The organism is Kribbella sp. WER1 (assembly GCF_054189145.1).
This window is the reverse complement of sequence record NZ_CM135186.1, coordinates 5,191,212-5,213,047: the sequence shown is the minus strand read 5'-3', so window position 1 is coordinate 5,213,047 and position 21,836 is coordinate 5,191,212. Positions and strand designations below refer to the sequence as shown.

The window sequence follows — 21,836 nt, the reverse complement described above, 5'->3', positions numbered from 1 at the left end:
CAACAGGTCCGGGCGGGAAAGCGGGGGTGAACTTCGGTTCCGGTCCAGTTCCTGAGAAGTGCCGGTCGAGTTCCTGGTGCGGGTGCGGCGCGTCACCGAGGATGAAGGCATGGAACTTCCAGTCGTGCTGATGCCAGGACCGATGAACGACACCGTTGCCGCCGGGTTGGACGGTCACTGCGAGCTGATCCGGCTGTGGGAGGAGTCAGACCCCGACGCCGTCCTCGCGGCCCGCCGGGACGAGATCGTTGCCGTCGCCACCGGCGGTGGGCGGATCGACGGCCCGTGGCTCGACCGGCTGCCCGCGGTCCGGCTGGTGGCCAGCTTCGGCGTCGGGTACGACCGCATCGACGCGACGGCTGCCGCCGAGCGCGGCGTCATCGTCACGAACACGCCCGGCGTCCTGGACGACGAGGTCGCCGACACCGCGCTCGGCCTGCTGCTGATGACGGTCCGCGAGCTCGGCCAAGCCGAGCGGTACCTGCGCGACGGCCGGTGGGCGAGCGGCGCGCCGTACCCGTTGACCCGCGCAACCATGCACGGCCGCCGGATGGGCATTCTCGGCCTCGGCCGGATCGGCCAGGCGATCGCCGACCGCGTCCAGCCGTTCGGCATCTCGGTCGCGTACCACAACCGCAACCCGAAGCCCGTCGACTACAAGTACTACCCGTCCCTCGTCGACATGGCCACCGACGTCGACACGCTGATGATCGTCATCCCCGGCGGCACCAGCACCCGCCACCTCGTCGACGCCGAAGTTCTCAAGGCGCTGGGCCCCGACGGCATCCTGATCAACGTCGCCCGCGGCACGGTCGTCGACGAGCAGGCGCTGGTCGACGCCCTCCGTACCAACACGATCCAGGCCGCCGGCCTCGATGTCTTCGAACACGAGCCGAAGGTCCACCCCGACCTCCTGACCCTGCCCAACGCGGTTCTGCTCCCGCACGTCGGGTCCGCCACCCAGCCCACCCGAGCCGCCATGGCCAACCTGGTCGTCGAAAACCTGACCCACTACCTGACCAAAGGCACGCCCCTCACGCCTGTCCCCGAGTCGGCCCACTTAGTGGGGTAGCTCGGACTCCGCCGGCTCGTCCCATTGGATGTAGTCCGGCTCAGGATCCACGACGAAGCGCACGGCATCGACCGTCGTCGCGCCACTCAACCACGCCTTCGCGATCCGGTGCCCGCCGTCCATCAACCGCCCGTCCGACGACAGGATCACCGGATACCGAAGGTCCGCCTTCTGAATCAGCCCCGCATGCCGAGCCACCATCCGGCACGTCACCTCCCGCCCACCGAACCAGCAGTCCTCGTCGAACTCCCGGATACTCGCGATCGGCACAGCCTCAGCCGTGAGCCCGGCCGCCAACTCCCACAACCGCTCCGTCAAGTAGACCGCCCGCCCACCGGGCACCGCACGCGTATGTCGTTCAACCATCCGCCCATCATCAACCGCTGAACGTCAGCACGTCAGGTGATTTCTACGCACCGTTGACGATCCGCCCGGCCAATCGTCAGCTGCCGTGATCATCCGGTCGTCGGTGCGGGCGCGAGGCGCCATGGAGTAGTTGCTCGCGTCGAGTGCTGGTGGTGTGGGGATGGCTGGTCGGGAGAGTTTGCGGATTGACCTGCTGCGGTGCCGGGAGGAGGCGCCGGGGGCGCTCATGATGTGGTCCGATCCCTTGAGCGAGCGCCGGCGTGGGAGGCGGTGCCGGATTGATCTCGCTGCCTGGGCGACCGACATCGCGGGTGAGCTGAAGGAGAAGTACGGCGATCTCGTCGACCTACGCGTTGGTGCGCTCACGTACCCGGCGAAGGAGTTGTCCGTCGGTGAGGCCGCCCGCCAGTTGCACGGCGAGCCGGCCGAGGCCGCCGGGCTTGTCGTAGATGCCCTGGCCCCGTTGACGATTCGCTCCGGGCACTTCGGCAAGCAGGACGTGGCGGTGCCTGCGTTGATTGGTACTGCGTCTTTGGTGCCTGGGCTTGGTTATGCCGTTCCGCCGGGGCGGTGGGGGCTGGTGGTGTCGTTGCAGGCTGACGGCGGTGGGCATCTGCTGTCGAAGCCGCTGGAACTCACCGTCGAACCAGCCCGAGCCTAGCGACGTAGCGTTACCTCCTCCGAGAGGTGTGACAGCTTGGCGGGGTTGCGGACGGCGTACAGGCCGGCGATCTTGCCGTTCTCCACGTGCAGGACCGTGACGGTGTCGATCTCGTCGGTGAAGCGGAGCAGCAGGGCGGGGCGGCCGTTGATCTGGGTGAGCTCGAAGGTGGCTTCGGTGAGGTTGTCGACGGCCAGGGCCAGCAGGCGGGCGACCTTCTCGGCGCCGACCACCGGGCGCGGGAGGGCCTGGACGACGCCGCCGCCGTCGCCGAGGAAGACCACGTCGGGGGCGAGGATGTCGACGAGGCCCTGGATGTCGCCGGTGTTGACGGCGCGCTGGAAGGCTTCGAGGGCCTCGCGGGTTTCGTCGGCGGAAACGGGACCGCGCGGGCGGCGGGCGGCGACGTGCGAGCGGGCGCGGTGCGCGATCTGGCGGACCGCGTCGGGCTTCTTGTCGACGGCCTGGGCGATCTCGTCGTACTCGAGGCCGAAGACCTCGCGGAGCACGAAGACGGCGCGTTCGGTGGGTTTCAGGGTTTCCAGGACGAGCAGCATCGCCATCGAGACGCTGTCGGCGAGTTCGACGTCGTCGGCGACGTCCGGCGCGGTCAGGAGCGGTTCCGGCAGCCACGGCCCGACGTACGACTCGCGGCGGCGGCCGAGGGTGCGGAGCCGCTGGAGCGCCTGCCGGCTGGCGATCCGGACGAGGTACGCGCGCTGGTCCTGGACGACGTCCAGGTCGACGCCGACCCAGCGCAGCCAGGTCTCCTGCAGTACGTCCTCGGCGTCCGCGGCCGAGCCGAGCAGCTCGTACGCGACCGTGAACAGGAGGTTGCGATGGGCAACGAAGACCTCGGTGGCTCGGTCGGTCCCGGTCATTCGACGACTCCCTGCGTAGGCGCGTAGGTCATCCACCAGATGCCGGCCGCGCCGTTCCTGTGACAAACCGGCTGGTATGGCGCTCGTCACGTCACAGGAACCGGCCGCGCGGCATCTCGTGTTCGTCCAGTAGATCCCACGGAAGAGGACGACGACGATGGAAACCCGGATCGACCTGATGCAGAACCCGTTCGGCGCCAAGCTGGCGAAACGGATGTTCGCGGTACACACACTGGTACAGCCCATGCTGCCGCACGCGATCCAGAACCTGGTGATGCTGCGCGCGAGCCAGATCAACGGCTGCGGGAACTGCATCGACATGCACGCGAAGGAGGCCGCCGCCGAGGGCGAGACCGCGACCCGGCTGAACCTGGTCGCGGGCTGGCGGCACTCGACGGTCTTCACCGAGGATGAGCAGGCCGCGCTGGCCCTCACCGAGGAGGCGACCCGGCTCGCGGACGCGTCCAAGGGCGTGTCCGACGAGACGTGGGCGCGGGCCGCGAAGTACTACGACGAGGACCAGCTGATCGCGCTGGTGACGCTGATCGCGATGATCAACGCCACCAACCGGCTCGCGGTCACCCTCAACCAGCTGGGCGGCTCGTACGAACCCGGCCTGATGGCAACCGTCGTCAACAGCTAGAGCTCCCAGATCCGCCCGGACTGCCAGGCGTACTCCCAGGCCTGGATATCCGCCGGCTCGATCCCGAGGCCGGTGATCTGCAGCTGGTCGGGGTACGCCTTCCCGGGGACAGTGGGTTTCCCCGGGAAGGCTGGTTGTCAGCCGGCGATGTTGACCATCCAGTTGATGCCGAACTTGTCGGTGACCATGCCGAACTCGTCGCCCCACATCTGCTTCTCCAGCGGTACGGTGACCTTGCCGCCGTCGGAGAGCTTCGTGTAGTAGCCGCGGAGCTCGTCGCCGTCGCCGCTGAGGCTGATCGAGATGTTCTCGCCCGGGTTGTACGGCATCCCCTGCGGGGTGTCGGCCGCCATCAGCGTGAAGCCGCTCGGGGTTTCGAGCTGGCTGTGCATCAGCAGGTCGTCGTCCTCCGGGCCGTGGCCGGAGCCGAACTCCTTGAAGGTGTTCGACGACACGTCGCCGCCGAAGACGCCCTGGTAGAACTCCATCGCGGCACGCGCCTGGTTCTGGAACTGGATGTACGGATTGAGCCGGGATGCCATCGGATCGTCCTTCCCCCAAACTGGCCGGGCCCTCTGGTCCGGCGCCCATGTCTCGCACAGTAGCCCCGGCCGCCGACGGTCCGCGAGACCCCGTGGACGGCCAACTGGTTAAGGTCTGCGCATGAAATTGCGACACATCACGATCGATGCGGCGAACCCCTACGAGCTGGCGCAGTTCTGGAGTACCGTGACCGGCTGGTCGCTCGGGGAGGGCGACGTACCGGGCGACGACGAGGTGCTGGTGGACGCGCCGGATCCGGTGCCCGGGCTGCTGTTCATCGCCGTACCGGAGGGTAAGACCGTCAAGAATCGCGTGCACCTCGACTGGGGTCCGACCGAGCGCACGCGGGACGCGGAGGTCGAGCGGATCACCGGGCTCGGCGGCACGATCCACGAGGACCACCGGCGTCCGGACGGCCGCGGCTGGGTGACGATGAAGGACCCCGAAGGCAACGAGTTCTGCGTCGAGCGGAGCCAGGCGGAGGTCGCGGGCTGACCCGACCGGCTGCTCAGCGTAGCGATCGAAGTACGGACGGGCAGGTCACCGGATCTCCGTTGCCTGGGACCAGTGCACCTGCCAGCCCGCCTCGGTGTGGCGGTAGCAGTCGACGTGCCAGGCGTTGAGCGGACCGGGTTCGCGGCCGTTGACGCCGATCTCGATCGCGGAGCGGTACCGGAGTACCGCGACGGCCCCGTCGGCGAGTACGTCGATGTCGCTGATCGGCTCGAACCGGGCGTAGTTGATCTCGCCGGACTCGATCCCGCCGAGGTACTCCGCCTTCGTCCAGACGTTGCCGCTCGGGGTGACGATCGTGAAGTCGTCGGTGTGCAGCGCGGCAGCTTCCGGGATCCGGCCGGCGACCAGGTGGCCGAGGCGGGTACGTTCCAGGGCGGGCAGATCGGCTGATTCCGGCATGACCGAAAACCTACCCAGGACTTGGGCCGTCAGGGATGCTGGGGGCAGGAAGGGAACCGGGGGGGTTCGCTTCCGACATAGAGGGGGTAGGCAGTCATGCAGCGGATCAGGGGGTCGCCGCGTCATGTCAGTATGCGGAAAGATCGAAGGGTGGGACGCGTGCGGCAGGGTGTGACGACCGAGGTTTCGGGGGTACGGGCGTTCTTCGGATCGCTGCTCTCGATCGTCGTCACGCTGCTGGTGATCGCGGGACTCGGTGCGGTCTTCGTCGTCCTCGAACCGCGGACGAAGGGCCCGGACGCGCTCGTCGGCGGGACGTCGTACAGCGTGCCGACACAGGGGCCGGGGCCGTACGGATCGGGAACGCTCGGCCCGTGGCAGGGGCTGATCCACCGGATCTCCTCGGAGGACCAGATCCGCGACGTGCTCGCGTTCGACGGCATCTTCATGTTCGGCGACAGCATCGCCGTCCAGGACAGCTCCGCGCTGGAGCGGCTGCTGGCGAACCGCGGCGGCGACTCGATCGCGGCGCACGACTGGTCCGGGCAGCCGACGTCCGCGGCGGTCGACGCGCTGGAGGACTGGTCGCGCAGCTACGGCCTGCCGCAGCGGATCGTGATGGCGGTCGGTACCAACGACATCTTCGACCCGCCCGCGTTCGCCGCGCAGGTCGAGCGCGCGATGCGGATCGCCGGGCCGAACCGGACGGTGTACTGGGTGAACGTGTACGTGAACCGCACGAAGCAGCCGGCCTCCGTGCGGGACGCCGACCTGTCGAACAGCGCCTGGATCAACCAGCAGCTGGACCAGGCGGCGTTGCTGCACTCGAACCTGAGGATCGTCGAGTGGTCGGAGTTCCTCAACCAGAACGGCCCCGCGCAGTACCTGCGCGACGGCGTCCACACCAGCGAACCGACCGGCAGCTCCGCCCGCAACGAACTGATCGCCGAGGCCATCGCGAGCCACTAGCCAACCTCCCGCCGGGTCTACGCGTGTAACGGGCACGACGTTCTCTGCGGGAGTTGTTGCATGATCATCAAACGCTGGTCGGTCTCGGCCGCCATCATCATCGTCCTGACGGCCGCCCTGCTGGCGCTGCTGCACTTCGAGACCCCGGCCGCGCACGCGAAGCCGGTTGTCGACACCGGCAGTTACGGATCCGGTGCGCTCGGTTCGTACCAGAAGAACGACCGGGTGATCGCGAGCGGCGCGGAGGTCCGGCACGTGGTGGCGTCCGACGGCATCGTGCTGTTCGGCGACAGCATCGCGGTGCAGGACGGCGCCGCTCTCGGCAAACTCCTCCAGCAGCAGTTGGGTACGTCGTTCGCGCAGTACAGCTGGGCCGGGCAGCCGACGTCGGCGGCCGTCGACGAGATGGCCGCGTGGGTGAAGGCATACGGGTTGCCGCGGCGGATCGTGATGGCGGTCGGGTCCAACGACATCTTCGACCCGTCGGCGTTCGGCGCGCAGGTCGAGCGCGCGCTGCGGATCGCCGGGCCGAAGCGGACCGTGTATTGGGTCGACGTCCAGGTGGCGCGCACCGACAAGCCGGCCGCGGTCCAGATCGCCGATCAGCGCAACAGCGAGTGGATCAACCTGCAGCTAGAGCAGGCCCAGCTGCAGCACCTGAACCTGCGGGTCGTGCACTGGGCCGAGTTCCTGGCGGCGCACCCCGAGCGGCTGCACACCGACCTCCGCGACGGGCGGCACACCACCGTGCCGGCCGGGCAGGATGCGCGGAACACCCTGATTCTGCAGGCGATCCGGCACGGTTGAGCTGCCCCAACGGGCACCCTGTACCGAAAGGGCGCAACTTTCTCGGCTGCTGGACACGTCTATCAGGCAGAAGCACCGATCTGACCTCGGGGGGAACCGGGTCAGACGCACACGACACCCGGTACTGCATTCGGCACCGCTTTGCCCGAATTCAGGTATAGGCCAGAACCGGCATGCCCGGACGAGGGGGACACGATGCCCGCGAGACATCTGCGTACCAGAACGACCCTGCGGCTCACGATCGCGCTGCTCGCGAGCGCCGCGGTACTGGCTGTGGTCCTGGTCACGCCCTGGGGCGGGACCGAGCCGGAGGCGGCGCCGGATCCGACCGTGAGCCAGACCCCCGAACCGCCGGCCCCGCCGCCGACGGCACCGGTGCAGCAGAACATCTACACGTGTCCGGCGTACAGCGGGATCGACCGGGCGAACCCGCTCGCCAACCTGTACAAGGACACCTTCACCTGGGGTACGACGCCCCCGACGAAGGTCGGCGACGGCCACGGCAACATCAACTGGCGGCTGAACCCGTCGAAGAACCCGAGCTGGTACATGTGGCTGCACTCGCTTCGTTGGCTCGGCCAAGGGATCGCGGCCGGCGGGCGCGGCGACAAGGCCGCGCTGCGACGGGTCAGCACGATCGCCCGCGACTGGGTCAACGACAACCCGTACTCGTGGAAGTCCGACGTCGGCGCGTACGAGTCCACGATGCACCGTACGAACGTGCTGATCTGCCTGCGCCAGGCCGTACTGTCGGGGCTGCACGTCGGGCAGTTGCCGCTGACGTACGCCTGGCTCGACAAGGCGCTGCTCGACCACGCGTGGTTCCTGCGGAAGAACTACAGCGGCGACTGGAACCACGGCACCGACGAGAGCATGGCGCTGTTCGGGATCGGCTGCACGCTGATGCGGAGCGACCTGAAGAAGATCGCCGCCGACCGGCTGACCAGCGCGATCAAGACCTCGATCGACACCCAGGGGTCGACCAACGAACAGTCGACCGGGTACGCCCAGTTCAACTACGCCCTGTGGGGACGCGCGATCGACGTACTCCGCAAGTGCGGCGTAGACCCCGGTACGACGATCATGGCGCGTCGGCGCGAGCTCGCGAAATGGCTCGCACTGGCAACGAACTCGCTCGGGAATCTCCCGCAGCTCGGCGATTCCGAGGTCGTCCGGACGGTCCCGGTGCAGGGCACGGTGCTCGAGTACGCTGGGACGCTCGGCGCGCGCGGGATCCGCCCGACGCAGCGGATCGGGATCTTCGACGCCGGGTACATCTTCGGGCGGACCGGGTGGGGCGAGACGCGGGCGTTCACGCAGGAGTCGACGTACAGCATCCGGTTCGGGCCGTCGCAGAAGCTGCACGGGCACAACGACCACACGTCGATCACGTACACGTCGCACGGGCGGGACATCCTGATCGACGGCGGGCACGCCGGGTACAAGGTGGACGACTGGCGGTTCTGGGCGAGGAGCCAGTTCGCGCACAACGAGTTGACCGTGAAGTCGGCGACCGGGCATCCGGAGACCAAGCTCGTCCGGTCGTCGCTGAAGCCGACGTCGGAGTTCTACGAGCTGCACGACTCGCCTGGTGCGGGGGTGGACCGGACTCGGGACGTGCTGGTGCTGAAGGATCCCGATCTGATGGTGGTGCTGGATCGTGGGACGTCGGACGCTGCGCAGGAGTACTCGGCGTTGTGGCATCTGCCGGCGGATCAGAAGGTGATTGTCAGCGGCAACGACCGGGTGGTGGCGGCGCGGCCGGGTGATCGGGTGAAGACGACGTTGCTGCAGGTCCCGTACCGGCAGGAGACGACGGCGATCGAGCTGACGAGCGGCGAGCAGGACCCCATCCAGGGCTGGCATTACCGGACGATCGACAAGCGGCTGCCGGCGCCGGTGGTGAAGTTCAACCGGTCCGGGAAGAACGCGACCGTGCTGTCGGTGATCGCGCCGACCCGCAGCAACGCGAAGGTCTCGTACACGACGTCCTGGCAGGGCGACCGAATGCTGCTCAACCTGACCGTCGACGGACGGACCACGATCGTCGGCGTCGCACCGGACGGGACCCTACAACGCGTGAAGTAGGTCAGCCGGACCGCCAGCACTACACAACTCCCCTCCGCGAGCCTCGGCTGAGCGTGAAGGAGCGCGGAGAGCGGCCGTTGTGTAGTGCTGGCGGTCCGCGCTTCACGCGGTCTTCGCGCCGACGGGCTTCCAGTCGCGGGGCGGGTCCTCGCCGACGCGACCGTCGACGGCCTCGCGGATCAGGTCGGCGTGGCCGGTGTGGCGCCCGTACTCCTCGATCAGGTCGCAGACGAGCCGCCGCAGGCTCGCGTGCTGCCCGTTCGGCCAGGCGATGTCGGCCGGCTGATCGAGCCCGCCGTCCGCGATCGCCGCGGCCAGCGTCGCCCGGGAGCGTTCGACGGCGCCGTCCCACAACGCGTACAGCTCGGACGGCGTGTTGTCGACGGCGGAGTTGAACTCCCAGTCGTTGTCGTCCCGCCAGCCGTTCTCCAGCCACGGCCCACCCATCGGCTTGCCGCGGAACTTCACGTCGAACAGGTAGTCCTCGTTGGCCGCCAGATGCTTCAGCAGTCCGCCGAGCGTGATCGGCGAGACCCCGATCCGGGTATTCAGCCCGTCCGCGCCGAGCCCGTCGACCTTGAACCGGAACGTGGTCCGCAACCGGTCCAACGCCCCCACGAGATGCCCGGCCTCGTCCCCCGCCAACGGCGGCTCCCACCAGGGAGAAACCCACTCACTCTCACTCATGCCCCGCACGCTAACCCGCATTCCGGACACTCCCCTTCCGGAACGCCATACTCATCCCATGCCCGATTGCCCAACCTGCGGCCGCGCCCTCGCCTCCCGGTTCTGCTCGACGGCGGTTTCCAGGTGACGTACGGCGTCTGGTGGGAACCGGAGTACGTCGACCTCCGCCTGGAGGGCGTGCTCGCCAACGAGGTCACGCCGTGGGGCCTCTTCCCCACCCCCGCGGTCGCCAGTCCGCGACCCCGGGCACACGCCGTACATCACCGCGTCCCCCGACCCGCTCCTCACCAAGGTCCTGACCGACACGTGGCCCCACTCAGAGGTGCTCGCGCACTTGTAGGGTTCCCGGATGCAGCTCTACGCAGGGGTCATCGCGCGGTACGACGGGCTGGTTGCGCTGGTGCGGGAGCAGTACGACGCGTGGGACGCGCCGTACTGGAACCTGCCGAGTGGAGGCGTCGAGGCCGGCGAGACTCCGGCCGCCGGGGCGGTGCGGGAGTTGCGGGAGGAGTCGGGTCTACACGTGTCCGAGGGCGACCTCGAACTCGCCTGGACGACCCAGACGCAGGCGGACGGCTCCGTCACCTCGCGGTCGTTCAACTACGTCGCGGACGTGGCCGACCCCGCCTTCGCGATCGACGACCCGGACGGATCGGTGATGGACGCACGCTGGTTCACCCCAGCGGACGCGGTACGGCTGCTCGGCGACCTGCCGTACCCACCGCTCGCCGTACCAGCGGTTCACTTCCTCACCCACGGCGAGCGCGGCCGCGACTGGCCGTTCACGCTCGACGCCGGCGAGTGGACCTGGTGATTCAGAGCGCGCGGCGGACGACGACGTTGCGCTTGGCGGTCGTACGGGACTCGGCGTACGGCGCGAAGCCGGCGGCGAGGAACGTACTGAGGACGCCGCGGCCCGGGTCGCCGGGCATCGACTTGACCGGGTAGGCCTCGAGGATCCGCGCGCCGGTCGTACGGGCGTAGTCGACGGCGGCCTCGATCATCGGAGCGGTGAGGCCCTTTCCGCGGTAGCCGTTCTTCACGAACAGGCAGTTGACGGCCCAGATCGACGGGTCGTCGGGGTCGTCGATCGGCAGCGCCCGGGAGCGCACGATCGCGGAGTACTCGGTCCGCGGCGCGACGGCGCACCAGACCGCCGGGCGGTCGTCGACGTACCCGATCAGCCCGACCTGGACGCCCGCGCGGACGAACGTCTCGAGCGCGGCGCGGTTCTCGGCGTTGCCGTTCGCCGCGACGACCGCGGAGGGCAGCCGGCGGGCCATGCACCAGCAGCCGCGGGTCCCGCCGCTCGGGCCGAACAGTTCGACCAGGTCGTCCCATCGTTTCTGATCGGCTACACGAGTAACCAGGTCCATTCGCGTAGTCAACCACGCCGTACGGACAGAATGAACGGGGATCTCGCGACGAGCTGTCGGATCCTGGGGAGGGCGTTCGTTGCAGGGATGAGCGGCGACCGGTGCAGGTCGCCGAGGACAAGGAGTGATGAGATGTCGCGGTACCTGATCTCGTTCGAAAACGGCGCGATGGACCACATCCCCGAGGAGGACATCGGCGACGTCGGCAAGGCCGCGCACGCCGTGGTCCGGGAGGCGCAGGAGGCCGGCGTACTGCGGTTCACCGGCGGGTTCAACTACTCCGAGGGTGTGGGGCACGCCGTGGTCGGTACGGACGGCCTCGTGATGGACGGCCCGTACCCGGAGAGCAAGGAGCTGATCGGCGGCGTCATGATCGTCTCGGTCCGGACCCGCGAGGAAGCCTTGGCCTGGGCCGGGAAGATCGCCGTCGCCTGCCGCTGCCCGCAGGACGTCCGAATGTTCATGGACGACCCGGAACTGGACGACTGATCGCATTGCCGTCGGCCGGGCGGGACGGGATGATCACCGGGTGCGTACGCCACCTGCTCTCGTACTGTCCGGGCCGCCCGGCGTCGGCAAGACGACCGTCGGCTGGCGGGTCTTCGACCGCTGCATCGACCTCGAACTGGCGCCCGCGTTCGCCGACCTGGACCTGCTCGGCGCCGCCTGGCCGCCGCCCGCCGACGACCCGCACCAATCGAGGCTGAAGGCAACCAACCTGGCCGTCATCTGGTCGAACTACCGCGGCGCCGGCCACCGCTGCCTCGTCGTCGCGGGCGTCGTCGAGAACCCAACCGAACGCCGCCTGCTCGAGGAAGCGACCGGCGGACCGGTCGTGCTCTGCCGGTTGGATGCCTCGGACAAGGATCTCGCCCAGCGCATCCGGCACCGCGGACGGGAGACCGGCGACGGTGTCGACCACCTCGTACGGCGAGCGGCCGAGCTGTCGGCACAGCTGGCCGCCGACGACATCAGCGACCACGTGGTCAGTACGGCGGACCGTACGAGCGACGCCGTCGCCGACGAGGTCGTCCAGCTGTGGATGGCTAAGGTGGCAGGTCATGAAGACCGAGCTTGAGTCCGTCGCGTGGCCGCCCGGCCCGATCAAGACCGAGCGACTGGTACTGCGCGAGCCCGAGGCCCGCGACCGTCCCGCACTCATCGAGCTACTCGCGTCACCGGAGGTCGGCAGGTACGTCGGCGGCGCGCAACCACGGGATCTACTCGAGGAGAACCTCCCCGAGGTACCTGGCCGCCGCGCCGGACTGTTCGTCGTCGAGCTCGACGGCTCGATGATCGGTACCGTCACGCTCGACCAATGCGACCCGGACGAAGTACGGCCCGAGCTGGCCGAGGTCGAGCTGGGGTATCTGTTCCTGCCGTCGTCGTGGGGCAACGGGTATGCCACCGAGGCCTGCGCCGCCGCCCTCGCCTGGTTCGCGGCTGCACGACCGGGCACGCCGGTGGTCCTGATCACCCAGACCGCCAACGCCGCATCGATGCACTTGGCAACCAAACTCGGCTTTACCGAAGTGGAACGCTACGAAGCCTGGGGCGCCGAACAGTGGCTCGCACTCTGGACTAGTGCGTGAGGTAGTTGTCGACCTCAACGAATACGTCGGTGAGCGGTCGCTCCATGTCCAGCTGGAGGTAGCCGCTCGCCGGGCGGTGCGACTTGTCCATCCACTCGCGGAACAAGGCCTCACCGTCCTCGGGCTCGGTACCGGCATCCGCGGGCGGCTGGTTCAGGCTCGGTCGGTTGGTCCGTTGCCGCGGCCGCTGCCGGAGTCGCTCGTCGAGCCGCTGCAGGTCGTCGATGCGGCACTCGACGTACCGGTAGGTCGCGTTGTTCTCCGCGGCGATCGCCATCCCCTCGTCGACGATCCGCGGCCAGAAACACGGGCTGTCCATCACCACATCCCGCCCCTGCACCAGCAGGTGCCGCGCCATCGCGTACATCACCTCGTACGCCGCCCTCGTGCTCGGGCCCAGCTCGAAGTCCGCGTCCAGAACGGCCGACTTGATCACGTCGTAGTCCACCGCGACCGCGCCGAACTTCTCGACCACATGCGCAGCCACCGTCGACTTCCCCGCCCCCGGAACACCCGACATCTGCAACAGGAACATCCCGTCCTCCGCCCGTCGATGCTTGGCTGTACCGATGAGCCCCGATCATTTCACCACCACCCTCCCCACCAAACGCCTGGCCGCCGACTGCCTCCTCACCGACCCTGCGGGACGCATCCTGATCCTCGACCCGCCGTACAAGCCGTCCTGGGACCTCCCCGGCGGAGCGGTCGAGCGCGACGAGTCACCCCGCGCCGGTGCCCGACGCGAAGTACAGGAGGAGATCGGGCTGTCGATCGAGCCCGGCGCGTTGCTCGCCGTGGACTGGGCCGCCCGGTCCGGGGAGTTCACCGAGGTCGTCGCATTCCTGTTCGACGGCGGGGTCCTGACGCCGGACGACGTCGACCGGATCGTGCTCCAACGGGCCGAGGCCGTCGCGTTCCGCTTCGTCACGCTCGAGGAGGCGGCCCAACTCCTCGAACCCGACCAGCACGCCCGCGTCACCGCCGGCCTCCAGGGCCGAACGGTGTACCTCGAAAACGGTCAGGTGTCGTAGCCGAGGCCGTCCCACGGGGGCGTAGTACGCGATGAAGTCGCCTGGTTCGACGTGGATCGAGTATTGGTCTTCGTACTGGTCGAGGATCCAGCCGAAGGTGGTGCCGTCGAGCGTCATGGAGAACGGCTCGACGTCGATCGGTTCGAGCTTGTAGTTACCGAGTTCGGCGAGGCGGGACTTGATCAGCGCGTCCGCGCCGGCGGAGGCCGCCTGGCCCGGTGGTACGCCCGGAGTACGGCGTACCTCCTCAACCTTCACCTCGTCGAAGGTGCCGTCGGGGTTCCAGAGGTACAGCCCGGGCGCCGCCCGAGAACAGCTCCTCGCTGAGGAACAACTTCCGGCCGTCCTCCGCAGTACCGGCAGACGGCACGTGGTAGTCATCAGGCACGATCCGGAACCGCCGCGGCGCCACCTCGACCGTCGGCTCAGGCGTCCACTCCGACGTCGCGTCGAACGTCGGCTCAGTCGTCGGTGTGCGCGCCGACTCCGACGCCGGATTGACCGACGTACACCCGGTCAGCGCGACCACCAGCAACAGTGCAAGCGCAACTCGCACCTGCTCACCCCCCTCCCGCGTCAGGAAGTGTTGCCTGGCCTGGGGCCGGTGTCCACTTCAGGGCAGAATCGGGGTGTGAAGAAACCCGACGCCAACCCCGTGATCGCCCGCAACCGGAAGGCTGCGCACGAGTATCAGCTGGGCGAGTCCTGGGAGGCCGGGATCGTGCTGCAGGGCCCCGAGGTGAAGGCGCTTCGGGCGGGACGAGCATCGCTGGTCGGTGGGTTCGCGATGGTGGAGGAGCGGGAGATCTGGCTGCACGGCGTGCACATCCCGCAGTACTCCCAGTCGCGCTGGTTCGAAGGCGGCTCGCGGCGCAAGCGGAAGCTGCTGCTGCACCGCGCCCAGATCGACAAGATCGAACGCAAGGTCCACGAGTCCGGCCTGACGATCATCCCGATCACGCTGTACTTCAAGGACGGCAACGCGAAGGTCGAGATCGCCCTCGGTCGCGGCAAGAAGAACTGGGACAAACGCCAGACCCTCGCCGAACGCGAAGCCACCCGCGAAGCGCAGCGAGCCCTCCACCGCCGCCTCAAGGGCCGCAAGGACTGACCCGCGGCGCCTAGAGGTCGATGACGACCTTCCCCTGCACGTGCCGCGCCGCCTGGAGCTCGACCGCGGCGCGGATCTGCTCGACCGGGAAGGTCGCCGCGATCGGTACCCGGAGCCGTCCCGCCGCGACCAGGTTCGCGATCTCCTCGATGGCGGCCGAGGTCGCGTTGGCGCCGTTCGCCGGCGTGATCCCGTCGACCTGGGCGGCGATGGTGGTGATGTGCGCGTCGGGTACGCCGAGTTCGCGGGCCGCGTGCACCGTGTCCGTACCGTGCAGGTCCATGGCCGCGGTGACGCCGTCCGGAGCCAGCGCGCGGACCCGGTCGACCAGACCATCGCCGTACGCCACCGGCTCGGCCCCGAGGGCGCGCAGCGCGTCGGCCGACGTGGCCGAACCCGTCCCGATGACGCGCGCGCCGGCGAGACGCGCGAGCTGCACCGCGAATACGCCGACCCCGCCGCCCGCACCTCCGATCAGCACGGTGTCGTCAGGCCCCAGGTTGACCACGGCGAGCGCGGCGGCCGCCGTACGGCCCGCGATCGCGAGGGTGGCAGCGGTACGGTCGTCGATGCCGTCGGGCGTACGGTGCGCCTCGCCGCCCGCCGCGATCGTCCCCGTCACGTCCACGACGACGTAGTCGGCGGCGGCGCGCGACATCGCACCGCCGTACACCCGGTCCCCGACCCGGAACTCGCGCACGCCGGCGCCCACCTGGTCCACGACGCCGGCGTAGTCGGTGCCGAATCCGCACGGCAGGCTCAACCCGAACCGCGCGGCCGTCTCCGCGTCGGAGGTCATGAACCAGTCCATCGGGTTCAGTCCGGCGGCGCCGACCCGTACCCGGACCTGGCCGGACCCCGCCTGCGGCACCGGTACGTCGCGGACGCTCAAGGCTTCCGGTCCGCCGAACGACTCGACGTACTGGACTGCCCTGCCTGTGTTCTCCTGCATGCGGCACCTGTCCCCTGGTTGCGACTGCGCGTCAGCCTAAACGGACTACGCTTCGTTTCGTGACCCACTCTAGCCTAAGTGGAGCGTGATCCGTTTTGTCTGCCGCTGAGAACCGCAGACCGCGAGCGGACGCGACCCGCAACCGCCGCCAGTTGCTGGCCGTGGCGACCAACCTGTTCGCGACCGCCGAAACCGAACCGTCGATGCGCGCCATCGCCAACGAAGCCGGGGTCGGCATCGCAACGCTGTACCGGCACTTCCCGACCCGCGAGTCGCTGGTCGACGCGATCTACCAGGACCAGGTCTCCCGCCTCACCACCGGCGCCGGCGAGCTGCTCGCCGCCTTCGACCCACCCACCGCGCTCCGCCGCTGGATGGACCTGTTCGGCGACTGGGTCGCCACCAAGAACGGCATGCTCGACACCTTGCTCGCGATGATCGAGGCGGGCGAGATCGCCCACGACCACACCCGCACCGAACTACTCACGGCCATCGAAACCCTCCTCGAAGCCGGCCGCAGCACCGGCGACCTCCGCCCCGACGTCCCCGCCGAAGACATCGCCGCCGCCCTCATCGGCATCTTCACCGTGACCGGCTCCCCCACCCACAAAGCAATGTCCGCCCGCCTCCTCGACCTACTGATGGCCGGCCTCCGGCCCTGAAATCAATCGCCCGGGACGGCGGAGGCTGCCAAGGTTGGTGGGGTGCTGCTCTCGCTGACCGGATCGAGCTGTTCGGGCAAGACGACGCTGGCCCGCGCCTTGGGCACCAGCCTGGACGGCCTGGTCGTCCATGACCACGACGAGATCGGCGTACCCGAGGACGCCGACACGAAGTGGCGACAGCGGACGACGGAACTGTGGATCGGTCGAGCCTTGGAGTACCAAAGCCGCGGCCTGGACCTCCTCCTGACCGGGCAGTCCCCACTCGGCGAGATCTTGGCTTCCCCCTCCGCACCACTACTCGACGGCATCGCCGTCTGCCTGGTGGACGTCTCGGACACCGAGCGACGCCACCGCCTCACCTCTCGCGACGGCGGCAGGTGGTCACCGGAGACCGTCGACGCGTTCATCGGCTGGAGCACCTGGCACCGCAAACATGCAGAAGACCCTCGCCACCAACCGGAGGTGATCATCAACAACGGCTGGCCGCACATGACCTGGGACCGCTGGACGGGTTGGACCAAGGACGACCCTCGTTGGCACACCCACCGACTCGACACCACCGATCGACCGCTAACCCAATCAGTGAACGACTTGGAACAGTGGATCACCGACCAACGCACTGCCCAACTTCAATCTGCGTCTGGGATGGGCTAGGGCGTCAGAGCGGCCCGGTTGTCTGCCACCCACTGCAGTTCGGCCGCCTCCTCCTCGGCTACGCCGTCGGCGACCCAGGTGCGTTGAGGCTCGATTCCTTGGGCGGCCAGGGCTAGCTCGAGGTCGATGGTGGCTTGTCCGCGCCTGATGATGGCGTCAACCACGTCGAAGGGTGGCGTTGGGCCGTAGGCGGCCAAGAAGTGTCGGATGCGTTCGAGACGGTCCGGGACGGTTGGGAAGTGGTGCCAGTCCAGGCAGTGCTTGTCCGCCCGCGTTGGCGCGAACCAGAACAGGGCGTAGGCGACGTCGTCAACGGGGTCGCCAGGATGGAGGTAGTCCCAGTCGAACAACCCCTGAGCCCGACCGTCTCTCCACACGAAGTTCCACGGCCCCGGATCGCCATGACAGAAGACCTGGCCAGGCCGAGCCGGGCCGGCGAACACCGCGTCGGCCGGCGGCAACCAGGTGCGGGAGGCATCGTGAATCCGCCGAAGCAACCTCGCTGCCGATTCCAGTCCCCCGACATCGTGCTGATGCCGCCAAGCAGCGCCACCGGCGTCACCTTCGATCAGACGCAGCGTCTCCGTCTTCCCGTCGTTCGACAACGGCTCCGGAACCACGTCCTCCAGCCCCTGGGCACGCAGATGCCTGAGGAACGCATGCACGGTCGAAGTATGCGCCGACGCAGGACGAGTGACGACCCCATCAGCAATGCTCACAGGCCGAAACTCAGCGTTGGTGTCGGCCGCCCGGTCACGAGCAGTGGTTCCCTCTTCCTGAGTCACGCCGCCGACTCTGCCATCCCATCGGTCCCCAGCCAGCAGATCCACACCATGAGGCAGCCCCCGACATGCAGAACCCCAGGTCACCTATTGCCCTGACCTGGGGTTTCTCCGTGGACGGAGTGGAGCCGCCTGTCGGAATCGAACCGACGACCTTCTCATTACGAGTGGAGCGAACGGGGTCCACGGCACCCTCTCCCCCACCGTGCTGACCGTACCGAATCGGGCCTTTCGTCCATTGGCGTCCACATCGATCCACGCGCTTGTTAGCAGCCGCGTTAGCAAATCTCCCCGGCGCAGCTAGTTCGGTTCACATAGCTGGAGGAACTGCAGGTTGGTCGTCACGCTCCCCCCGTAGCCGGTCGAGACCTGGACACCGGTCACGACCTGGCCGCGATTCTTGGCATCCCATCCGCACGTCCTCGCCACGAACCACATCCCGTCCAGGCTCGGGCTAGTCGCAGATTGACCCGGTGCACCTGGCTTGCCTTGCGGCCCCACCGGACCGGCTGGCCCCGTCTGCCCCGCTGCGCCCTGTGGCCCACGAAACTGGTCCAGGTGAGTCGCCGCGACGTATGCCCCACCGATGCCACAGCTCGCCGAGAATGCCCCCACGGCGAGCAACCTTCCTACCGCCCCCAGTTTGCTCATGACTCAGCGTACGAAGCGAACGCACATCGTGACCAGGGTCTTCGCTTGAGGTAGTACAACGCTGCTGGTTGAAGGGGTGGCTTCCCGTCGCTCGGTGACCGTCAGGGACCATGCCTGATCCCGGTTGTCCAGTTGCCCTTGGGTCGAGCTTGCGAGTCTGGACAACCGGGATCAGGCATGGTCGGCTCCGCCTCACCGAGTGGCGGGAAGGCGGCCCGGTGGCATCCCGGAGTGAGGTCGGGGGTCCGGGGGCGGAGCCCCTGGGGGTTGTTCAAAGGAAAGATGCCCGAAGCGTGCGGCGCGGGCGGTGAACGGCGGCAGCCGCACGCGCACGCCCGCGCCGCGCGCCGAAGGCGCGCCTTGATCCATAAGAGCCAAATTCGGCAGGGCTAGCTGGCCCGGACTGCCTCGGTCAGCTCGGAGATCTGGGCAATGACGGCATCCGCTCCGGCGGCGGTAAGGTCGGCACCTTTGCCGGGCTTGTTCGCGTAGCCGATGCTCGCGGCGCCGATCACACGTGCGGCCTGTACATCGGTGGTCTGATCGCCGATCAGCGTGCAGGCTGCTGGCGAGACCCCGAGGACTTCCGCAGCTCGTTGGATCAGGTAGGGGCTGGGCTTCATCAGGGCCGGGTCCGATGGGTCCCTCGCCTCGACGTGGCGGACAAGACCGGCGAGGCCGCTTCGATCGAGGTACGCAGTGACCGATGCGCCGGTGTTGTTGCTGACGATCACCAGCGGTCGACCGGCGTCGTGGCACGCGGTCAGGAACTCGTCCGCACCGGGGGTCGGCGTAGCGGTCTCGACGGCTCGGACCTCGGCGGCCTGTAGGGCAACCTCGATGCGACGGGCAAGGTCGGGCGAGACCTTCGCGGACGCCGACAGAAACTCGTGTGGGCTGGACAGACGGGCCAGCTCCGAAGGCAGCTCGGTGAGCTGATCGAGAGCAACCGCCCGCAGCTCGTCAGTGATCTGCGCGGCGGGGTACCCGGCGAACACGGAGCACACCGGACCGTCGAAGTCGAGCAGGACGGCGGGGTGCTGGCGGAGGATGGCGGCAAGCGCCTCGGCGGTCACGGCTCGTAGGTCCGACCGAGTGTGCCCCAGAGACTGTCAAACCAACGGCGTGCCTGCTCGACGTACTGCGCACCGGTCGCCCGGTCGCCATCGCTCACCGAGTGATGGAACAAGACCGTGTCCTTGCCGACGGCATCGAAGATGGGCACGTCCTTGCTGCCGATCTTCACCTCGCGCTCTACTACCGGGTAGAAGCCGAAGAACAGCTCCTCGTCGTTGATGAGGTACATCTTGAACATCATCGACAGCGGGATGACTCGGGTCTCTACCTCGGTCTTCTGCACAAGTCCAAGCTCGCCCAGTTCGCGGACCGATTCAGCGATGGCCCCGGCTGAGCGGTGGGCGATCTCGGCTACTCGGCCACGGACGGCGGGGTCGTCACCTGGCTTGGAACCAGCACGCGATGGAACCGCGAGCGGCTGGGACAGATCAGGCAGCAGCAGGCGCACTGTGATGGACTCCGGCGTGAGGCGCCCGCGCCGGACACGCTCGATCGGCTCCTCAAGGGCACCGAGCAGCGTCTCCCCGGTCAGACCAGCGAAGTCGATGGTCACTCGGGACCGCTCGAACGCCTGCTCGATGTGCGGACGGAGGCCGACCGCCTGGTCCGCTCGGTCGCGGACGTAGACCCCACTGCCGACCCGCGACACGATCAGCCCCTCGTCGCGCAGCACCTTCAACGCCTGCTGAATCGTCATCCGGGCGACGCCGTACTGAGTCGCGAGCTCCTGCTGTGACGGCAGCTTCTCCCCCGCGGTGAACTTCTGCGTCAGGATCCCGGCGCGCAGGGCGGTAGCGACCTGCCGGTACGGCGGACGTGGGTCGTTCGGGTCTAGCTCCATGACACCAAGCGTAGTACCTGGCTAGGCAGCCTAGGAATTTCCTTGTCCAAATACTTGACCTGGCTAGCCAGGCTGGTTACCTTGGTCATATTCCAGCCTGGCTAGTCAGCCTAGGCACCCTACTCAGAAGGAGCAGCACTCATGGGTATGCCGCGCAAGATCAAGATCGAGTTCGGTGAGGTCTTCCCGTACGGCGTGTTCGCGGTGTCGGAGGTCACGCAGGTGCGGGACTTCGAGCGGTCGACGAAGGACCGTCCGGTGTACGCGATCGATGAAGAGTCCGGCCTGAACGTGTGGTCGGTCGACGTGATGGACGGTGACCGGGACGCGCGGAAGGCCGACCGGCAGATTTCGGTGAAGATCCTGGCGAAGCAGCAGCCGGTGTTGCCGCCGCAGCCGCAGGGGATGCCGTTCACGCCGGTGGAGTTCGAGGGCATGACGGCTACGCCGTACATCGCGGAGAACGGGAACCGTCCGCGTCTGGCGTGGTCGTTCCGGGCGATGGCGGTTCGTGCGCCGAAGTCCGCTCAGGCTCCGAAGGCGGCCTGATCATGGCGGGCGGGGCGGTCGCGTTGATGACGGTGAACGCGCACATCGAGCCGGAGACGGGCGTGGCGTACACGCTGTACAACGAGAGCGGTCGGCGTCCGTGGGTCGTGTTGAAGGTCGGCGGTGACGGCGCGGACGTGAACGTGTTCGTCCATGACCTGCTGGTCTTGGAGGACCTGGTCGATGCGCTGGATCTGGCGCGTCAGGATCTCGCTCAGGCGCTGGGTCTGTTGCCGAACGGGGACCCGTGCGCGTACGCGGATGTGTTCGGGTCGATCGAGTGGAACGAGCACGACCACGACGAATGCTTGGAGCACCTGGTCGATGAGCCGGTGCCGTACCGGACGGTGGCGTGATGACGGCGCTGTTCGCGACCCGGCGTGATCTGGACGGCTGGGCCGATGCGCTCGGCGCCCGCAACGACGACGAGGCATCGGCGGAGCTGCACAAGCTGATGGGTCGTCTGCTGGACGGTCAGGACCGGGTTCGGAAAGTCGCTCGGTCGTTGTCGAAGGCACCTAACGACGAGGTCCGGCGGTCGCTGGCGCTCGCGTTGGGTCGGATCGATCTGGCGGTGCTGGTGGTCGGTGAGGCGCTGCGCGGGTTCGCAGTGCACGAGAGGGGCTGATGAGTCATGGCGATCACTGGATCGCTGGCGGGTAAGCGCCGGTTCCTGGATCAGTGGGCGCGGGCGCTCGGGGTCGGCAACGACCTGGAGGCGATGGCGAAGCTGCGGGCGGTGATGAACGAGCTGGACGACGCCCGTTCGCAGTTGCAGAAGACCACGCGGGTCCTGGAGAACGTGCCGGACCCGGACGCGAACGTCGGAGCAACCGGCGCGATGACCGCGCTGGAACAGACCTGGCGAAACCTGCTGGCCGTCGAACGACGGTTCGCCAAGCACGAGAGGGGGCGCAAGTAGC

31 protein-coding genes are annotated in these 21,836 nt (G+C 68.2%); 19 read left to right on the top strand and 12 right to left on the bottom strand.

Going from position 1 to position 21,836, the window contains the following annotated elements; all coding sequences use genetic code 11:
- The first annotated feature begins 109 nt into the window (after nucleotides 1-109).
- A complete protein-coding gene (locus tag ACXJJ3_RS25320) occupies nucleotides 110-1,072 on the top strand; it encodes a 2-hydroxyacid dehydrogenase (protein ID WP_458164331.1) in 963 nt (320 codons plus the stop codon).
- On the opposite strand, the gene ACXJJ3_RS25315 is transcribed toward ACXJJ3_RS25320, so the two are convergent.
- Complete coding sequence (locus ACXJJ3_RS25315; protein WP_458164330.1) at nucleotides 1,061-1,438, bottom strand: hypothetical protein; 378 nt, start codon at nucleotides 1,436-1,438, stop codon at nucleotides 1,061-1,063. The genes ACXJJ3_RS25320 and ACXJJ3_RS25315 overlap by 12 nt on opposite strands.
- Before the next feature lie 160 nt (nucleotides 1,439-1,598).
- Between ACXJJ3_RS25315 and ACXJJ3_RS25310 the strand changes: the two genes are divergently transcribed.
- Nucleotides 1,599-2,099 (top strand): hypothetical protein, encoded by a 501-nt coding sequence (locus ACXJJ3_RS25310; RefSeq protein ID WP_458164329.1) that lies wholly within the window; start codon nucleotides 1,599-1,601, stop codon nucleotides 2,097-2,099.
- Here ACXJJ3_RS25310 and ACXJJ3_RS25305 read toward each other — a convergent pair.
- Entirely contained in the window at nucleotides 2,096-2,980 is an 885-nt protein-coding gene (locus tag ACXJJ3_RS25305; RefSeq protein ID WP_458164328.1) for an RNA polymerase sigma-70 factor, read from the bottom strand. The genes ACXJJ3_RS25310 and ACXJJ3_RS25305 overlap by 4 nt on opposite strands.
- A 157-nt stretch (nucleotides 2,981-3,137) precedes the next feature.
- Between ACXJJ3_RS25305 and ACXJJ3_RS25300 the strand changes: the two genes are divergently transcribed.
- A complete protein-coding gene (locus ACXJJ3_RS25300; protein ID WP_458164327.1) occupies nucleotides 3,138-3,623 on the top strand; it encodes a carboxymuconolactone decarboxylase family protein in 486 nt (161 codons plus the stop codon).
- Between the two features lie 137 nt (nucleotides 3,624-3,760).
- Here ACXJJ3_RS25300 and ACXJJ3_RS25295 read toward each other — a convergent pair whose 3' ends face one another.
- The gene (locus tag ACXJJ3_RS25295; RefSeq protein WP_458164326.1) at nucleotides 3,761-4,165 is read right to left on the bottom strand and encodes a VOC family protein; all 405 of its coding nucleotides are present in this window, start codon (nucleotides 4,163-4,165) and stop codon (nucleotides 3,761-3,763) included.
- 121 nt (nucleotides 4,166-4,286) lie between these two features.
- Between ACXJJ3_RS25295 and ACXJJ3_RS25290 the strand changes: the two genes are divergently transcribed.
- Nucleotides 4,287-4,661, top strand: a complete 375-nt coding sequence (locus tag ACXJJ3_RS25290) for a VOC family protein (RefSeq protein ID WP_458164325.1) — start codon at nucleotides 4,287-4,289, stop codon at nucleotides 4,659-4,661.
- A gap of 45 nt (nucleotides 4,662-4,706) precedes the next feature.
- On the opposite strand, the gene ACXJJ3_RS25285 is transcribed toward ACXJJ3_RS25290, so the two are convergent.
- Nucleotides 4,707-5,081, bottom strand: a complete 375-nt coding sequence (locus tag ACXJJ3_RS25285) for a nuclear transport factor 2 family protein (protein WP_458164324.1) — start codon at nucleotides 5,079-5,081, stop codon at nucleotides 4,707-4,709.
- Nucleotides 5,082-5,240: 159 nt separating this feature from the next.
- On the opposite strand from ACXJJ3_RS25285, the gene ACXJJ3_RS25280 reads away from it, so the two are divergent.
- The 3 genes from ACXJJ3_RS25280 to ACXJJ3_RS25270 all read left to right on the top strand — a co-directional run bounded on the left by ACXJJ3_RS25280 (nucleotide 5,241) and on the right by ACXJJ3_RS25270 (nucleotide 8,945).
- Nucleotides 5,241-6,050, top strand: coding sequence for a hypothetical protein (locus ACXJJ3_RS25280; RefSeq protein ID WP_458164323.1), 810 nt, complete (start codon nucleotides 5,241-5,243; stop codon nucleotides 6,048-6,050).
- Between the two features lie 60 nt (nucleotides 6,051-6,110).
- The gene (locus tag ACXJJ3_RS25275; protein ID WP_458164322.1) at nucleotides 6,111-6,857 is read left to right on the top strand and encodes a hypothetical protein; all 747 of its coding nucleotides are present in this window, start codon (nucleotides 6,111-6,113) and stop codon (nucleotides 6,855-6,857) included.
- A 195-nt stretch (nucleotides 6,858-7,052) separates the two neighbouring features.
- On the top strand, nucleotides 7,053-8,945 hold the full coding sequence (locus ACXJJ3_RS25270) for a heparinase II/III domain-containing protein (RefSeq protein WP_458164321.1): 1,893 nt from the start codon (nucleotides 7,053-7,055) through the stop codon (nucleotides 8,943-8,945).
- Between the two features lie 102 nt (nucleotides 8,946-9,047).
- On the opposite strand, the gene ACXJJ3_RS25265 is transcribed toward ACXJJ3_RS25270, so the two are convergent.
- On the bottom strand, nucleotides 9,048-9,632 hold the full coding sequence (locus tag ACXJJ3_RS25265) for a mycothiol transferase (protein ID WP_458164320.1): 585 nt from the start codon (nucleotides 9,630-9,632) through the stop codon (nucleotides 9,048-9,050).
- 349 nt (nucleotides 9,633-9,981) lie between these two features.
- On the opposite strand from ACXJJ3_RS25265, the gene ACXJJ3_RS25260 reads away from it, so the two are divergent.
- A complete protein-coding gene (locus ACXJJ3_RS25260; RefSeq protein WP_458164319.1) occupies nucleotides 9,982-10,446 on the top strand; it encodes an NUDIX hydrolase in 465 nt (154 codons plus the stop codon).
- 1 nt (nucleotide 10,447) lies between these two features.
- Here the strand turns inward: ACXJJ3_RS25260 and ACXJJ3_RS25255 are convergent, their stop codons facing one another.
- Nucleotides 10,448-11,008, bottom strand: a complete 561-nt coding sequence (locus ACXJJ3_RS25255; protein ID WP_458164318.1) for a GNAT family N-acetyltransferase — start codon at nucleotides 11,006-11,008, stop codon at nucleotides 10,448-10,450.
- Nucleotides 11,009-11,140: 132 nt separating this feature from the next.
- Here ACXJJ3_RS25255 and ACXJJ3_RS25250 point away from each other — a divergent pair, with 132 nt between their 5' ends.
- Genes ACXJJ3_RS25250 through ACXJJ3_RS25240 form a run of 3 tightly spaced genes read left to right on the top strand, consistent with a single transcriptional unit; the run spans nucleotide 11,141 to nucleotide 12,600 of the window.
- The gene (locus ACXJJ3_RS25250) at nucleotides 11,141-11,497 is read left to right on the top strand and encodes a YciI family protein (RefSeq protein WP_458164317.1); all 357 of its coding nucleotides are present in this window, start codon (nucleotides 11,141-11,143) and stop codon (nucleotides 11,495-11,497) included.
- Between the two features lie 40 nt (nucleotides 11,498-11,537).
- Complete coding sequence (locus tag ACXJJ3_RS25245) at nucleotides 11,538-12,086, top strand: AAA family ATPase (RefSeq protein WP_458164316.1); 549 nt, start codon at nucleotides 11,538-11,540, stop codon at nucleotides 12,084-12,086.
- On the top strand, nucleotides 12,070-12,600 hold the full coding sequence (locus tag ACXJJ3_RS25240) for a GNAT family N-acetyltransferase (protein ID WP_458164315.1): 531 nt from the start codon (nucleotides 12,070-12,072) through the stop codon (nucleotides 12,598-12,600). The genes ACXJJ3_RS25245 and ACXJJ3_RS25240 overlap by 17 nt, the downstream gene beginning before the upstream one ends.
- On the opposite strand, the gene ACXJJ3_RS25235 is transcribed toward ACXJJ3_RS25240, so the two are convergent.
- A complete protein-coding gene (locus ACXJJ3_RS25235) occupies nucleotides 12,590-13,135 on the bottom strand; it encodes an AAA family ATPase (RefSeq protein ID WP_458164314.1) in 546 nt (181 codons plus the stop codon). The genes ACXJJ3_RS25240 and ACXJJ3_RS25235 overlap by 11 nt on opposite strands.
- Nucleotides 13,136-13,169: 34 nt before the next feature.
- On the opposite strand from ACXJJ3_RS25235, the gene ACXJJ3_RS25230 reads away from it, so the two are divergent.
- Complete coding sequence (locus ACXJJ3_RS25230; protein ID WP_458164313.1) at nucleotides 13,170-13,631, top strand: NUDIX domain-containing protein; 462 nt, start codon at nucleotides 13,170-13,172, stop codon at nucleotides 13,629-13,631.
- 247 nt (nucleotides 13,632-13,878) lie between these two features.
- On the opposite strand, the gene ACXJJ3_RS25225 is transcribed toward ACXJJ3_RS25230, so the two are convergent.
- On the bottom strand, nucleotides 13,879-14,187 hold the full coding sequence (locus ACXJJ3_RS25225; protein ID WP_458164312.1) for a hypothetical protein: 309 nt from the start codon (nucleotides 14,185-14,187) through the stop codon (nucleotides 13,879-13,881).
- Nucleotides 14,188-14,262: 75 nt separating this feature from the next.
- Here ACXJJ3_RS25225 and smpB point away from each other — a divergent pair, with 75 nt between their 5' ends.
- Entirely contained in the window at nucleotides 14,263-14,742 is a 480-nt protein-coding gene (gene smpB / locus ACXJJ3_RS25220) for an SsrA-binding protein SmpB (protein WP_458164311.1), read from the top strand.
- A 10-nt stretch (nucleotides 14,743-14,752) separates the two neighbouring features.
- On the opposite strand, the gene ACXJJ3_RS25215 is transcribed toward smpB, so the two are convergent.
- Nucleotides 14,753-15,694, bottom strand: a complete 942-nt coding sequence (locus ACXJJ3_RS25215) for an NADP-dependent oxidoreductase (RefSeq protein ID WP_458164310.1) — start codon at nucleotides 15,692-15,694, stop codon at nucleotides 14,753-14,755.
- Nucleotides 15,695-15,789: 95 nt separating this feature from the next.
- On the opposite strand from ACXJJ3_RS25215, the gene ACXJJ3_RS25210 reads away from it, so the two are divergent.
- Nucleotides 15,790-16,356: a TetR/AcrR family transcriptional regulator gene (locus ACXJJ3_RS25210; RefSeq protein ID WP_458164309.1), complete on the top strand. Its 567-nt coding sequence runs from the start codon at nucleotides 15,790-15,792 to the stop codon at nucleotides 16,354-16,356.
- A gap of 42 nt (nucleotides 16,357-16,398) precedes the next feature.
- Complete coding sequence (locus tag ACXJJ3_RS25205) at nucleotides 16,399-17,013, top strand: hypothetical protein (protein ID WP_458164308.1); 615 nt, start codon at nucleotides 16,399-16,401, stop codon at nucleotides 17,011-17,013.
- Here ACXJJ3_RS25205 and ACXJJ3_RS25200 read toward each other — a convergent pair.
- The 3 genes from ACXJJ3_RS25200 to ACXJJ3_RS25190 form a co-directional block, all read right to left on the bottom strand.
- Nucleotides 17,010-17,798, bottom strand: coding sequence for a phosphotransferase (locus ACXJJ3_RS25200; RefSeq protein ID WP_458164307.1), 789 nt, complete (start codon nucleotides 17,796-17,798; stop codon nucleotides 17,010-17,012). The two genes, ACXJJ3_RS25205 and ACXJJ3_RS25200, sit on opposite strands and share 4 nt — an antisense overlap.
- A gap of 1,037 nt (nucleotides 17,799-18,835) precedes the next feature.
- The gene (locus tag ACXJJ3_RS25195; RefSeq protein WP_458164306.1) at nucleotides 18,836-19,522 is read right to left on the bottom strand and encodes an HAD family hydrolase; all 687 of its coding nucleotides are present in this window, start codon (nucleotides 19,520-19,522) and stop codon (nucleotides 18,836-18,838) included.
- Nucleotides 19,519-20,364, bottom strand: coding sequence for a GntR family transcriptional regulator (locus ACXJJ3_RS25190; protein ID WP_458164305.1), 846 nt, complete (start codon nucleotides 20,362-20,364; stop codon nucleotides 19,519-19,521). The genes ACXJJ3_RS25195 and ACXJJ3_RS25190 overlap by 4 nt, the downstream gene beginning before the upstream one ends.
- A gap of 141 nt (nucleotides 20,365-20,505) precedes the next feature.
- Here ACXJJ3_RS25190 and ACXJJ3_RS25185 point away from each other — a divergent pair, with 141 nt between their 5' ends.
- From ACXJJ3_RS25185 to ACXJJ3_RS25170, 4 genes are read left to right on the top strand one after another with little or no spacing between them, the layout of a single operon-like run.
- A complete protein-coding gene (locus tag ACXJJ3_RS25185; RefSeq protein WP_458164304.1) occupies nucleotides 20,506-20,913 on the top strand; it encodes a plasmid replication, integration and excision activator in 408 nt (135 codons plus the stop codon).
- 2 nt (nucleotides 20,914-20,915) lie between these two features.
- Nucleotides 20,916-21,269, top strand: a complete 354-nt coding sequence (locus ACXJJ3_RS25180) for a hypothetical protein (RefSeq protein WP_458164303.1) — start codon at nucleotides 20,916-20,918, stop codon at nucleotides 21,267-21,269.
- Nucleotides 21,269-21,541 (top strand): hypothetical protein, encoded by a 273-nt coding sequence (locus tag ACXJJ3_RS25175; protein WP_131335758.1) that lies wholly within the window; start codon nucleotides 21,269-21,271, stop codon nucleotides 21,539-21,541. The genes ACXJJ3_RS25180 and ACXJJ3_RS25175 overlap by 1 nt, the downstream gene beginning before the upstream one ends.
- A gap of 6 nt (nucleotides 21,542-21,547) precedes the next feature.
- Complete coding sequence (locus ACXJJ3_RS25170; RefSeq protein WP_458164302.1) at nucleotides 21,548-21,835, top strand: hypothetical protein; 288 nt, start codon at nucleotides 21,548-21,550, stop codon at nucleotides 21,833-21,835.
- The last annotated feature ends 1 nt before the right edge of the window (nucleotide 21,836 follow it).